Origin of the sequence: Spirulina subsalsa FACHB-351 (assembly GCF_026130165.1) — a bacterium.
GTDB classification, from domain to species: Bacteria; Cyanobacteriota; Cyanobacteriia; order Cyanobacteriales; family Spirulinaceae; genus Spirulina_A; species Spirulina_A subsalsa_A.
This window is the reverse complement of the sequence record NZ_JAIHOM010000128.1, coordinates 1-13125: the sequence shown is the minus strand read 5'-3', so window position 1 is coordinate 13125 and position 13125 is coordinate 1. Positions and strand designations below refer to the sequence as shown.

The 13125-nt window shown below is 50.4% G+C and carries 12 protein-coding genes and 1 other RNA gene; 10 read left to right on the top strand and 3 right to left on the bottom strand.

The genetic code is table 11. From position 1 onward, the window contains the following. From K4A83_RS23575 to ssrA, 4 genes are all read left to right on the top strand, one after another. Positions 1 to 135: zinc ribbon domain-containing protein (locus K4A83_RS23575; protein WP_456154568.1), on the top strand; the 135-nt coding region annotated here is incomplete at its 5' end. Between the two features lie 72 nt (positions 136 to 207). After that, complete coding sequence (queF, locus tag K4A83_RS19070) at positions 208 to 606, top strand: preQ(1) synthase (protein WP_265266264.1); 399 nt, start codon at positions 208 to 210, stop codon at positions 604 to 606. 46 nt (positions 607 to 652) lie between these two features. Continuing rightward, complete coding sequence (locus tag K4A83_RS19065) at positions 653 to 946, top strand: hypothetical protein (RefSeq protein WP_265266263.1); 294 nt, start codon at positions 653 to 655, stop codon at positions 944 to 946. A gap of 131 nt (positions 947 to 1077) precedes the next feature. Next, positions 1078 to 1472, top strand: a transfer-messenger RNA (tmRNA) gene (ssrA, locus tag K4A83_RS19060). Positions 1473 to 1614: 142 nt separating this feature from the next. Here ssrA and K4A83_RS19055 read toward each other — a convergent pair. Next, positions 1615 to 2340, bottom strand: coding sequence for a D-Ala-D-Ala carboxypeptidase family metallohydrolase (locus tag K4A83_RS19055; RefSeq protein WP_265266261.1), 726 nt, complete (start codon positions 2338 to 2340; stop codon positions 1615 to 1617). Between the two features lie 518 nt (positions 2341 to 2858). Between K4A83_RS19055 and K4A83_RS19050 the strand changes: the two genes are divergently transcribed. The 4 genes from K4A83_RS19050 (at position 2859) to K4A83_RS19035 (ending at position 8172) form a co-directional block, all read left to right on the top strand. Further along, the gene (locus K4A83_RS19050; RefSeq protein ID WP_265266260.1) at positions 2859 to 3638 is read left to right on the top strand and encodes a hypothetical protein; all 780 of its coding nucleotides are present in this window, start codon (positions 2859 to 2861) and stop codon (positions 3636 to 3638) included. A gap of 97 nt (positions 3639 to 3735) precedes the next feature. Then, positions 3736 to 4944, top strand: coding sequence for an FtsW/RodA/SpoVE family cell cycle protein (locus tag K4A83_RS19045; protein WP_265266259.1), 1209 nt, complete (start codon positions 3736 to 3738; stop codon positions 4942 to 4944). 187 nt (positions 4945 to 5131) lie between these two features. After that, positions 5132 to 6787, top strand: coding sequence for a D-Ala-D-Ala carboxypeptidase family metallohydrolase (locus tag K4A83_RS19040; RefSeq protein ID WP_265266258.1), 1656 nt, complete (start codon positions 5132 to 5134; stop codon positions 6785 to 6787). A 404-nt stretch (positions 6788 to 7191) separates the two neighbouring features. Further along, the gene (locus K4A83_RS19035) at positions 7192 to 8172 is read left to right on the top strand and encodes a hypothetical protein (protein WP_407810147.1); all 981 of its coding nucleotides are present in this window, start codon (positions 7192 to 7194) and stop codon (positions 8170 to 8172) included. Positions 8173 to 8177: 5 nt separating this feature from the next. Here K4A83_RS19035 and K4A83_RS19030 read toward each other — a convergent pair whose 3' ends face one another. Beyond that, positions 8178 to 9110: a tetratricopeptide repeat protein gene (locus tag K4A83_RS19030; RefSeq protein ID WP_265266256.1), complete on the bottom strand. Its 933-nt coding sequence runs from the start codon at positions 9108 to 9110 to the stop codon at positions 8178 to 8180. Positions 9111 to 9336: 226 nt separating this feature from the next. Here K4A83_RS19030 and K4A83_RS19025 point away from each other — a divergent pair, with 226 nt between their 5' ends. After that, the gene (locus tag K4A83_RS19025) at positions 9337 to 11370 is read left to right on the top strand and encodes an elongation factor G (RefSeq protein WP_265266255.1); all 2034 of its coding nucleotides are present in this window, start codon (positions 9337 to 9339) and stop codon (positions 11368 to 11370) included. Between the two features lie 134 nt (positions 11371 to 11504). Next, positions 11505 to 12467, top strand: a complete 963-nt coding sequence (locus K4A83_RS19020) for a succinylglutamate desuccinylase/aspartoacylase family protein (protein ID WP_265266254.1) — start codon at positions 11505 to 11507, stop codon at positions 12465 to 12467. A 36-nt stretch (positions 12468 to 12503) separates the two neighbouring features. Here the strand turns inward: K4A83_RS19020 and K4A83_RS19015 are convergent, their stop codons facing one another. Continuing rightward, positions 12504 to 13055, bottom strand: a complete 552-nt coding sequence (locus K4A83_RS19015; RefSeq protein WP_265266253.1) for a shikimate kinase — start codon at positions 13053 to 13055, stop codon at positions 12504 to 12506. Positions 13056 to 13125 lie beyond the last annotated feature (70 nt).

Here is a 13125-nt window from a genome sequence, read left to right as displayed (position 1 = left end):
CGAGAATGGCGTTGTCCGTCCTGCCAATCTGTGAACGGGCGAGATGAAAACGCCGCTAAGAATATTCAAGCAGTTGGGGCATCAACTGTTGGGTTAGACGATGTTAGACGGGCAATGCCCGCAATCGCTGTTTGACCCCAGAATCCCCGCACCTTTAGGTCGGGGAGTATGTCAATCTCAGCCTTTTTGTAAGAAACGCCCAAGACCATGACAAATCATCCTGAAGTGAAATATGGCGAACGTGCCATTTTAGAAGGGGAACTCATTACCTTCCCCAATCCTCGCATCGGTCGGAAATATGACATTCATGTTGCCTTACCCGAGTTTACCTGTAAATGCCCCTTTTCCGGCTATCCTGACTTCGCCACCATTCATATTACTTATTCGCCGGATCAATCGGTGGTCGAGTTGAAGGCCTTGAAACTGTATATCAACAGTTATCGCGATCGCTACATTTCCCATGAAGAAGTGATCAATCAAATCCTTGATGACTTTGTGGCCGCTTGTAATCCCCTTGAAGTCTCCATCAAAGGCGATTTTTCTCCCCGAGGCAATGTCCACACCGTCATAGAAGTACATCACCGTCAGGAAGACAATCCATCCTAATGGATACCCACCCCCTTCCTTAATCCTCCTTTATCCCCCTTGGTGTATGACTTGCGAACATTGTAGACCCCTTAAGATTGTCCCCGAAATCACCTCCCCCGAACAATTAAGCCAAACCCTCCGAGGGATTCGAGAGGCGATCGCATCCGGCGTATTAGCCATCGATCAAGACGCATCCCGCCAGAAAACCCCCTTTCCTTGGACAGGACAGGCAACACCTCAACCCCCCAGTCTTAACCAGCACCTGTACTGTACCTTTTGCGGACAACGGTTTAGACTCTGGGCAGAAACCTCCTCCGGCACTCAAGGCTACTTTACCCGCGAGGACGATTCCCCCTAAACCCTCTGTGAACAATTTTAGCCAGAAACCGAGAAGCCCCACACTATACCCGATCGGTTTGGTGTGGGTCGTTACAGCTTTAACCTTGTCACTGCCCGAATTAATCGTTACAATAAGGGAACGAACAACGCGGGGCCGTAACGGTTTCGACAGGCTGGCGAAAGCTGACCCGTGATGCAGGTCGAGAGTGAGCCTCCTCTCGTTAATCAAAGGTTCAAAAAAAATAGTAAATGCGAACAACATCGTTCCTTTCGCTCGTAAAGCTGCTCCTGTAGCTGCTTAATCTAAACCTAAACTAAGGTTCGAGCATCTATAATTCGACTCCGTTAAGGATTATAGATAAACCCCAACGGATGCTCTAGTCGAGTTTCTCTAGTGGCTTGACTAGCTAAGACTTCATTAGAGAATCCCATCGTTAGGGACAATTAACGATTCCCGCCTTGAGGATTAGAAAGGCTAAACCTGTGAATGAGCGAAAAGTAAATACCCAGTTTGGACAGCAGTTCGACTCTGCTCGGCTCCATTCCCCCCCTTTGAGTAGCTTAATTTTGAGTAGCTTAATTTTGAGTAGTCAACCCATCCTTACAGAAAGCGACGAGAGATTGATTTCTCGCCGCTTTTAGGTTTAGGCCAACTTTGACAAGTTAAGCTTGTGTGCTTTGTCAAAACTAATAGGGAAAGATCACGCGATCGCCCGGGCGGATATCCATATGTAGAAATCCCCGTCGTTGCCCCAAACCAATCCCCTTGACCGCCGATTCCACCTTAATCAATTCCAACAAACGGCGAAAATCGCCATTGATAGGATAAATATCCATCGCCCGACCAAAAATATGCTGGGAATTGGGAACCCCAATCCTCAGCGCCGCCGGACGATAACCCGAAGTAATGGCAATAGGGGAACCGAAGCGACTGCGGACTCTGCCAAAAACAATCGCTAATCGCTGGAGATCCTCCACAATTTCCACCGAGTTAGGAATCCGACGAGGATCTAACCCTTTCGTCATCTCACCCCAAGTCAAAGGCACATCAGGAACAATATATTGATGCTCATAAATTTTACCCACCTTGGGTAAAACCACACTTTTCCCCTCTAGCTGGCCGGCATAGGTGAGGACTTGCTGCTTAAGTGCTTGAGGTTGTTCCGAAACCGAATGTCGTGGCGAGAGTTCCGACAGTGCTTGGATTGTACTAGGACCGACTAGAGAAGGAAACTCCAACCATAAATCCTCCTTAAACGCCGCTAACGCCTTATGGGTTAACGGTCCGGCTATTCCATCCACTTGTCCTGTTGGTAAATACCCCCCGATTTCTAGACGAGACTGAATCCATCGCACTTGCTCGGTATTCAGTTGAGACAATTCAGTAGCCTTAGTCAATGTTGGAGTGTTCATCAAAAAACCTCTTTAGGATATTGATGGTGGCGTTTTCATAAGGAAAGGGTGGAAGTTTGGAAACTCAGTGTCTTTAGACCTGAGAGGAAAAACGACTCAGGGGAATTTATTCCCCGTGTTCTTTTAATTTACCGCATTTTGTAGAAAGTCCTCACGGCAACGGGCAGTCTTGCCATAAACCGCCGATAACATTGTACCTGCTCATCCGAGGATTCGCGATCGCTCAGTTTGTTTATTGGTTGCTATTCATCCCCTCCCTGCAAGCGAGGAAGGGGAATTCCGCAACATTTTGTTAAAATGCCCGAAAGCCCTATTAACATTGCTTAGAGAGATATTCAGCAGACCCTATCTATCTTGGCGGCAATACTTAGGGTCTGCTGAATAAGCCCAACGCTAGACTCAACAAGGGAATAGATAATTGTTCCCGACTCCCGACTCCCGTTCGCGCAGAGTAATGTGTGTCACTGACCCAAGAATCTCCGATCCTTTAGAACGGAGACTGTCAATCTCAATACAAGATGCAAACCCCAGAGAGAAACCCTTTCACCCCTAAGAGCGGGACGATCACCCCCCTGCTGACCTTCCTTAGCATTGTTGCCGCTTTTGGGATCAATGTTTGGTCAAATATTAATCCCATCGGAGGGCAATCGATTGGGGTTATTGCCAATACCACCTTTGCCGGGGTGATGATTACCCCCGCTAACTATGCCTTTATTATTTGGGGTTTGATTTATCTGGGTTTAATCGCCTTTGGGGTTTATCAACTGTTGCCGGGAGCAGGCGATCGCAACCCTTTAAATCCCGTGCGCTATGGGATCATCATCAGTTCCCTCGCCCAAATTCTTTGGGTTTTTCTCTTCCTCGCTCGCTGGTTTTGGGCATCTATGGGAGCAATGGGGGTAATTTTAACCGCGCTGATTTGGAGCTATGGACAACGCCGTAAACAGCCTAGCCAGACGAGACAGGAGCGGTGGTGTGTGGATCGCCCTCTGAGCCTTTATCTGGGTTGGATTGCCGTGGCAACAATTGTCAATGGGGCAACGGCACTATACAGTTCTGGCTGGACGGAGTTGGGTTTAGGGGCGACGGCCTGGACTTGCATCATGATCGGCATAGCGACGGTGTTGGGGGGAGCGATCGCCCTTCATTATCGCGATGCCATCTTTCCGGGGGTGGTGATCTGGGCCTTGGTGGCGATCGCGCTGCGTCACAGTGACAATTTCCCCTTAATCACGGTAGTTGTGATGGGTGTTTTGGTCTTAGGGGGGGCAATCATCCGGAGTCAGTGGCGACGTTAATTTTCAAGGCTCGTCAATGAATTCGATGCCCCACCCCCCCTTGACCATGTATCCGTTGATTTTGGTGCTATGATCCTGACCAGAGAAATTATGAGCCATGCCCTTGTTAGCTACACTGCGCTATTTATTCCCCTTTTTTGACCCCGAAGTAATAGACTGGGCTATTGAAGCCCGTCTCTTGCGCTGGTTGACTTTTATCTGGTTATTTATTGGACTGGTGATTTTATTCTCGGCCTCCTACCCCGTTGCCGATGCAGAGATGGGGGATGGACTGTATTATTTTAAACGCCAAGTCCTGTGGGCGGTCATTGGTTTGATTGGCTTTAATGGTTTGGTGCGATCGCCTTTGCGGATCATCCTCAAATATTCCCACTGGCTGTTCTTTCTCTTCCTCGGTTTAATCTTCGTCACCCTGATTCCGGGAGTTGGCATGACCGTTAATGGAGCCAGTCGCTGGGTCGTCATTGCCTCCATCCCCCTACAACCCTCGGAACTGATTAAACCCTTCCTCGTCCTCGAAAGCGCCAAAGTCTTCAGCAACTGGGTCAAACTCCCCTGGGCGACTCGCTTCGGTTGGCTGTCTATCTTTGCGCTGCTCATCGGGGCCATTTTGCTCCAACCTAACCTTAGCACCGCCGCCCTGTGTGGTATGAGTTTATGGCTGATTGCCCTAGCGGCCGGACTGCCCCTCTTGCAACTGGGGGGAACCGCCCTCACGGGGATTATTCTGGGGACAATCAGCATTTCCACCCAATCCTACCAAAAACGCCGGGTGATGTCCTTCCTCGACCCTTGGCAAGACCCGATGGGGGATGGCTACCAACTCATTCAAAGTTTACTGGCCGTCGGTTCCGGGGGAAGTTGGGGGGCTGGGTTTGGCTTATCCCAACAAAAATTATTTTATTTACCCATTCAATACACCGACTTTATTTTCTCCGTCTATGCCGAAGAATTCGGCTTTGTGGGCAGTGCGACGTTATTGGGATTATTGGCCATTTATGGCACCCTCGCCCTGATTGTTGCCACGAAATGCCGTCAGCCCGTCCAGCAATTAGTGGCAATGGGAGTCATGATCTTTTTAGTCGGTCAGTCTTTGATTAATATTGGCGTGGCGACAGGAGTTTTACCCACAACAGGTTTACCTCTGCCCATGTTCAGTTATGGCGGGAGTTCGGTCATTACCAGTTTAGTCTTAGCGGGGTTATTGGTGCGGGTAGCCCGGGAGAGCAACGAGGCGGAAGTGGTATCGTTGCAAGAACGCCGCCAGCAGCGCCGAGGATCTGCTCCCACTGTGATTCAGGAGTGAGATTCGGCAGGGAACAATTGGGAATTGAGAATTGATAATTAATAATTATTAATTGCCATAGAGATTGAAAGATAGGCCAAGCTCTCCCCAGTCGGTTTTTGTTAAATTTTGCGGAGTTACTGACAATTCACCCTAAAATCAGGAGGATGGGTGAATTTCATCGAAATCAGCAAGTCCTGTAGGCGTTATGTCACAATTAACACCAGACCAACGAAACTATTACTATCTGCTAGAAGCGGAACGGACGGGGGTGCATAAACCGATTTTAGCCGCCCTGCACTATGCACACCGGAAACCCTCCCTGAAGGATGGGGAGACCGGATTAGGGGTGGTAGCTGCCGGATCGGTGATGGAATCCCATGTGGATACCTTTCCTGAACAGGTTCAATATGCGGCCAATTTAGTGCGGAGTTTTACCGATCATCTGGCCGATCAAGGATGGAAAGGCAGCGATTTATGGAATACGGAACTGGGACGCTATAGTAATAGTTTTGTCGAGTTGTTGGCCGATGGATTTGGGGGATCTCCGGGGAAACCCGTACAAGGCCGCTTAGAAAAATGCGATCGCGCCGAATTACTCCAAGCCTACAAAAGCGACACCGAACGGGATTATGAAGGCACCCAAGCGGCTCATAATCTGGTAGAACTGGATCGGGAACTCCTGAGTTTAGTGGAGCGTTTAAGTCAATATTTTATCGGTTTACCCCATCAACGGGATGCCCTACTCGAAGCGGTGCGCATTTGGCGGAAACAGGACTCTGTAGATGCAACAGTGCAATCCCTTGTCAACAACCCCAGCGCTACCCTAGCCTCAGTCCCTCCCGCCGAGTTGGACTTGTTGCTGAAACAATTTATGCAGCGTGTCTCCCCCCATTATGAAGGCTATCCCCACCAACGGGAAGCCCTGCTGCGTTTAACCCAATACTGGCGACAGTTGCGATCGCGAGAAGAAGCCATTGCCTCCCTCGACAAAGACACCTCCCCCGACAGCGGACTCAAACACCTCGATCCGGCCCTGATTGCCTTTGTCGAGCGCATCCCCGAGTTTTACCAAGGCCAAGGTCAACAACGGAACGCCCTCACCGAAGGCTTCCGACTCTGGCGCAATCTCGACTCAAGACAAACCGCCGTGGCCACCCTCGGCATTAACCCTGCCCTCCTCGCCTCCACAGGCAACGATCCCCAAACCTTGCGACAAGTCGCCATGCAACTGGATCACGAACTACTCAACTTTGTGCGACGGGTTCCCAGCGCCTACCAGGAAAAAAACCAACAACGGGAGGCTCTCATTCGCATGGTGCAACTGTGGCGGGGTTTAAGCACCTACAATCAAGCCATTGAGTCCCTCAGCCAAGACCTACAACGGATTCAACAACAGCGCAAAGAAGCCGCCCCCCCACCCAAACCCGTCACCATTGTAGTCCCCAGTCGTCCCGCCCGGTGGACTACCAGCAATATCCAGCTTTCGGCCTCCATTCTCCCCAACGGGAACTTTACCTGGACCGAAGCCACCCGAGGGGGAACCCGGATGCCCCCCAATCAGGCCACCGTGGACGCAATTGTAAGGATTGCCACCCTCGCTCAACAAGCACGCGATCGCCTTGGTCGCCCCTTAATCATCACCAGTTGGTATCGTCCCCCCCATATTAACCGCGCCGTCGGCGGAGCCAGCCAAAGCCGTCACATCGTCGGGGATGCCATTGATTTTGTCTGTGAGGGACTCTCCGGGAATCAAATCTATTGGTCCCTCGATCCTTGGTGGCCCGGAGGATTAGGCCGCTATGGTCACTATCCCAACCTCTGTCATATTGATGCCCGAGGCCATCGCGCCCGTTGGGGGTAAACTAGACCCAGACCCGGCCCGATGCCATGACTTCAGACAGAGAATTGTTACAATGAAAGCAAGGACCCCATTGAGCCAAGGCATCTCACAGGGTGCAAAGAGGGCTGTTCTAGTCAACAAAAGGCAATTTGCTTGTCAATGGTCGGAGTACAGCCGCAAACTGAGTTTTTCCGAACCCAGAACGATTCCTCTCAGATTTGTGCCACCTACAATATGGGTTATTGCGGGGAACGGTCTAGCCCTGGGTGACAGCAGGTAAGGTTCTAGCCCAAGTCAATGATGGTTTTAACAAGATTGTCGGGAATTGCCCATCCCCTTGTGGGGCTGGTAGTTCACATAACCGTAGATCATCGATTGTGGGTCTTGTTGGCCATTCCCTTGTCAGTTTCATTGGTGAAAATATGATGTTTTTTCAATATCCCTCCGTTCAACCCATCATTGCTCAAGCCCCCCCAGAACCTGCCGCCAATGGTGAGGAATCGTTTGATTTAATGACCACCGCCTTTATGGCCACCAGTGGTTTATTACTGATTGCTGTAATTGGTCTAGTGGTCTACGGCAAGTTACAGATTGATAAACTGAACAAGGCCATTAAGTTTGAGGAATATCGCACCAAAGACCTACAAAAACGGCTGAAATTGGCACTCAAAACCATCCAAAAAATGGAAACTAACCCCGACTTAGTTCACTCGCGGGAGTTTAACTTAGATTATTTACGCTTGCGGATGGATGAGGAAGTATTTCACTATGCCATTGTGAATCAGGTTAAAATTCGGGTCAAAGATTTGATTTCTGTAGCACTACGCCCCAATACGGCGAATCATCAAGTCGGGATTGCGGCCACAGGGCGACAAGTTGACGAAACTTTTGATGTCACCTACGAAACCGAAGCCCACGGAAAACGGGTGCAAGGGGTACTCTTTAGAATTCAGATTAAGTTAACGAAATTACCCACTCAATCCACCTCAACGACGATCAGCCAAATTATTGATTGTATTGAAAAGTTCCTCAGTCCTAATGAGGATCATGATAATTGGCAACCGACCATTCAAGGACGGGTGGCGCGGATGGATTGGGATCAAAAAGCTAAACCCACGCCCCTGTTAGTGTTAGAACAGTCTGGGGAAGGGGTGAACGTGAGTTTCCGCACCAATCCCAATCGTCGGGCTGGTGGGGCTGAGGACGAGTTAGCCCCGGCACCTCCACCCCCACCGACCCGGGGCAGAAGTCAGGGCAAACCCCAACGTCCCCCCTCTGGGGCGAAACGTCCCGCCTCTCCCCAACGCCCGCCCGCCCGTCCTTCGTCTGGTAGCACTGGGGGGGCTTCCAAGGGGACTCCCCGCCGTCCTAATCCCACGGCTAAACGCAATCCACCAAGGAAATGATGGGTTTAGGGGACTTGGCGCAATAAATGGCGGGTTCTTTCTACCCACTCCCCATTGCCTTGTTGGGAATACAAGCTCAGAGCGTGTTCTAAGACCCCTCTAGCCTCGCTGAAGCGGCTTTGACTGAGGAAAACGAGGCCGGCACCGTAGTAGGCGTTGGCGTAGTTAGGATTGGCTTGGGAGGATTGACGAAAGGCTTCTAGGGCGGCGTTGAGGTTGCCCTGTTGGTAGAGCAGAATCCCGAGATTGTAGTGGGCTTCGGGATAACGGGGACTGAGGCGGATGGCTTGTTGAAAGGCGGCTTGAGCGGGTTCGAGTTGACCTTGTTGGAGATAAATTTCCCCGAGATAGTAATGGGGTTCGGGTGCATTGGGGCTGAGGGTGGTTGCTTGTTGGAAATGGGCGATCGCATCCCGAATATTTCCCCCCTGCAATAACACTAAACCTAGATTATAATGAGCCGGCCCCAAACGAGGATCTAAGCCTAACGCTTGCCGCAGATAGCCCTCCGCCGGGCCTAAACGCTGGGCCTCATACAAGGCGGCCCCTAAATTACTATAAGCTAGGGCAAAATTCGGATCCGCTTGAATAGTGCGGGAAAAGGCTTGAATGGCCGGTTCTAACTGCCCCTGTTGCCGTAGGGCTAACCCGAGATTGTAGTGGGCAGCTGCCATTTGGGGATCCAGTTGGGACGCTTGTTGAAATTGTGCGATCGCCTCCTGTAACCGTCCCTGTTGAATATACCCCACCCCCCGCTCGAAATACTCCCGCGCCCTCGGTGTCGTAGGAGTCATCACAGGCAAACTCTGGGCGAGACTCTCCCCCCACACCAGCCCCATCCCCCCTAAAGTCCAAATACTCAAGAACAAATGTTGCAAAACCCACAAACTTCGTTTCTTTCGGCAATAATTCACCGGGAACTTGTTACTTTTTGTCATAAAAATTATTACTCATTAAAATTATTCAATTTTACTTAAATTTCGGGGCAATTGACCTTAAAAGAAATTGCAATTTTCTGCCAAGAGATCAGAAATCGCGATAGGCTCAGGAAGTATAGAAAAACACGAGTTTGTTGTGGGTCATCAGAAAACGAGCCGCCGATTAACTGCCCTCTGGTTCTGACTGGCCCGTTGGTTAACTCAACATAAGCTTGGGGGTAATTATATGAACCAAACCATCCTAGACCGCAGCCGTAATGTTGCCTTAGTGGGGCCTTACTCTAGCGGTAAAACCACCTTACTCGAAAGCCTGCTGTCCGTATCCGGCGCGATCACGCGCAAAGGCACCATCAAAGACGGGAACACCGTAGGAGATGGCAGTCCAGAAGCCCGCGATCGCGCCATGACTGTAGAAGTGTCCGTTGCCAGTAGCACCTATCAAGACATCGCTTTTACCTTCCTCGATTGTCCAGGCTCCGTAGAATTTGCCCAAGAAACCTACAACGCCCTCGTTGGGGCTGGGGCGGCCATTGTAGTCTGTGAGGCTGATATCGCCAAAGTCCTCACCCTCGCCCCCCTGTTCAAAATGTTAGATGATTGGGAAATTCCCCATCTCGTCTTTGTTAACAAACTGGATCGTTGCAAAGATAGCTTTATGGAGATTCTCCACGCCCTCAAAGCCGTTTCCAGTCGTCCCCTCGTTCCCCAACAATATCCCATTCGCCAAGATACCGAATTAGTCGGCTACATTGATTTAGTCACCGAACAAGCCTATCAATACCATGCAGGCAGCCCGGCGGATCCAATCCCCTTACCCGAGCATCTCCGAGACGAAGAAAAAGCCGCCCGGGAGGAAATGTTAGAAGTCTTAGCCGACTTTGATGATCATCTGCTCGAAGAACTCCTAGAAGAAATTAATCCGCCCAAAGAAGAAATTCTCAAAGACCTGAAACAAGATTTAAGCGCCGATCTCGTTGTTCCCGTCTTTTTGGGCATTGCAGAACAAGATTATGGAGTTCGCCCCCTCCTTGATGCCTTAGTGGAAGAAGCGCCTCATCCCGGCATTACCGCAGAACGTCGCGGCCTGAAACCTGAAGCCCCCGGCGATGTTATTGCCCAAGTATTAACAACCTACTACACTCCCCAAGGCGGCAAACTCTCCCTCGTGCGGATATGGCAAGGGGAATTGAATGATGGAATGTCCTTAAATGGTGTGCGTGTGGGCGGGATTTATCGCCTGATGGGACAACAACAAGAATCCGTCACCCAGGCCTATACCGGGCAAATTGTCGCCCTGAGTCGAATGGAAGGCATCTTAACCGGAGATACCCTAACCACCGGGGATGTTAATAAACTCAAACCCCTACCCAAAGCCCAGAAACTCGAACCCGTTTATGCGTTGGCCATTACCCCAGAACATCGCAAAGATGAAGTAAAACTGAGTTCTGCGCTGGGTAAATTGTTAGAAGAAGATCCCGCCCTACATTGGGAACAACACGGCGACACCCGGGAAATCATCCTCTGGGGCCAAGGGGAAATTCATATTAAAGTGTCTCTGGACCGTCTGCGTCGTAAGTATAACTTGCCCATGACCACCCATTTACCCCGCATTCCCTATAAGGAAACCATTCGGGGTAGCTTTAAGTCTCACGGACGCTATAAACACCAAAGCGGTGGTCATGGTGCCTTTGGGGATGTCCATTTAGAAATTAGCCCCCTCAGTCGTGGGGAAGGCTTCAAGTTTACCGATACCATTGTGGGCGGTGTGGTGCCGAAACAGTACATTCCGGGGGTAGAAACCGGGGTGCGGGAATATTTGGTACAAGGCCCCCTCGGTTTCCCGGTGGTGGATGTGTTGGTGAACTTAAGTGATGGGTCTTATCACACAGTAGATAGTTCTGAACAAGCCTTTAAACAAGCGGCACGGGTGGCCATGACGGAAGGAATGCCCAAGTGTAACCCGGTGTTGTTAGAACCGATTCTGTTGGTGAAAGTGTCGGTTCCCAATGAGTTTACCTCCAAGGCTTTGCAGTTAGTCACCGGACGACGGGGCCAGATTCTGGGTTATGAAAGCTTAGAAGGTTGGCAGAATTGGGATCAGGTGACAGCCCACTTACCTCAAGCGGAAATGCAGAACTTTATTATTGAGTTGCGATCGCTTACCTTGGGGGTGGGTTTCTTCCATTGGGAGTATGACCACCTACAAGAGGTTCCCGATAAACTCACAGAAAATGTCCTCGCCCAAAATACTGCAAGTTAGGGCATTAAATTAGGACATTGTAAATCCTCGTTCATATCCTCAAGCAACCCGGTTTCTCGCTGAATCTTCCCATTTTGTAGGAAGCAAACGCTGAAACCGGGTTTCTGAGAATTCCGATTGATAACTGACAACACTTGACCAAGCCACCCCTCCCCTACCCCCAAGCCTTTCAATTCCAACCGAAAAAACGCTATCGGGTGGATATTCCCGTGGCGCACCTCCCCACACAAACCCCCATTTCCCTCCCCGTCACCATCATTCACGGACGGGAACCGGGAGCCATTTTGTGGTTAAGTGCGGCCATTCATGGAGATGAGATCAACGGGGTGGAAATTATTCGTCAAGTGGTGCAACGGATTCAACCCCAACAGCTACGGGGAACCCTCATTGCTGTTCCCGTGGTCAATGTCTTTGGCTTTATTGAACAAAACCGCTATCTCCCGGACCGAAGGGATTTAAACCGATGTTTCCCCGGTTCCGCTAACGGGTCCCTCACCTCCCGTTTAGCTCATCTTTTTATGCGGGAAATCGTCACTCGTAGCACCCACGGCATTGATTTACATACGGCATCGGATCATCGGGTCAATTTACCCCAAATTCGGGCTAATCTGGAAGATCCCGAAACCTATCGCTGCGCCAAAGCTTTTGGAGCCCCAGTCATGCTGCACTCCACCACACGGGATGGTTCCCTACGTGAAGCGGCCGGTAAGCGCGGTATCCCCATTTTGCTCTATGAGGCGGGGGAAGCTATGCGTTTTGATCTTGAATCTATCCGGATTGGGGTGGAAGGGATTATGCGGGTGATGACGGTGTTGGAAATGTGTAGTCCCATTGCCCTGACTCCCCCTCCTCAGCCTTTAGAATGCCGTCAATCTAAATGGGTACGGGCGGCTAGGAGTGGGATTTTACGTTTAGATGTCAAGTTAGGGGAAAGGGTTGACCAAAAACAGGTTCTGGGTACTATTTCTGATGCCTTTGGGGATAAAAGTGTGCGGGTCCGGGCAACGGTGGGGGGGGTGGTGATTGGTTTCACCCAAAACCCATTAGTGAATCAAGGGGATGGGATTTTGCATCTGGCGGTGATTGTTGAGAATTGAGCAGGGTCTGCTGTTGGCTGTTCCAAGGTTGATGGGTCAGGATTTACTATGAACTGTTTTAAGAACTGAGGGAATTTGCTCCCGGATAGCTTGCACAATTTGTTCAGGAGTTTGTTCCGGTTCAAGGGTGATTTTTAGGTCGGCTTGACTATAGAAACTGTGGCGTTGTTCTAGGAGTTGGGCTAAACGGGCTGAGAGGTTTTCGGAGTCTAATAAAGGTCGAGTGGTATCTCCTTGTAAGCGTTGGACTAATAAGGGAACGGGGGCATCTAACCAGATGACTAAACCGTTTTGTAGGTAACTCCAATTGCGGGGACGGATGACGATTCCTCCCCCAGTTGCGATCGCACATCGGGTATAAGCACAGACTTGTTCTAACACCTGACTCTCCAAGTCTCGAAAAGCCGCCTCCCCCTCACGGGCAAAAATATCAGCAATAGTAGTGTGACCCACTTGTTCAATCAAGCTATCTGTATCCAAAAAGCGATAGCCCCATTGCCGGGCTAAAGTTTCTCCCACCGTACTTTTCCCACAGCCCATCATCCCCACGAGAAACACACTCATCCCTTGTAATAATTCCGCAACCACCGTTAATTTTTCTCCTTTAAACTATTCAACGTCTCCTGACTCCCCCTCTCCCCCACTCCCCCGCTCCCCT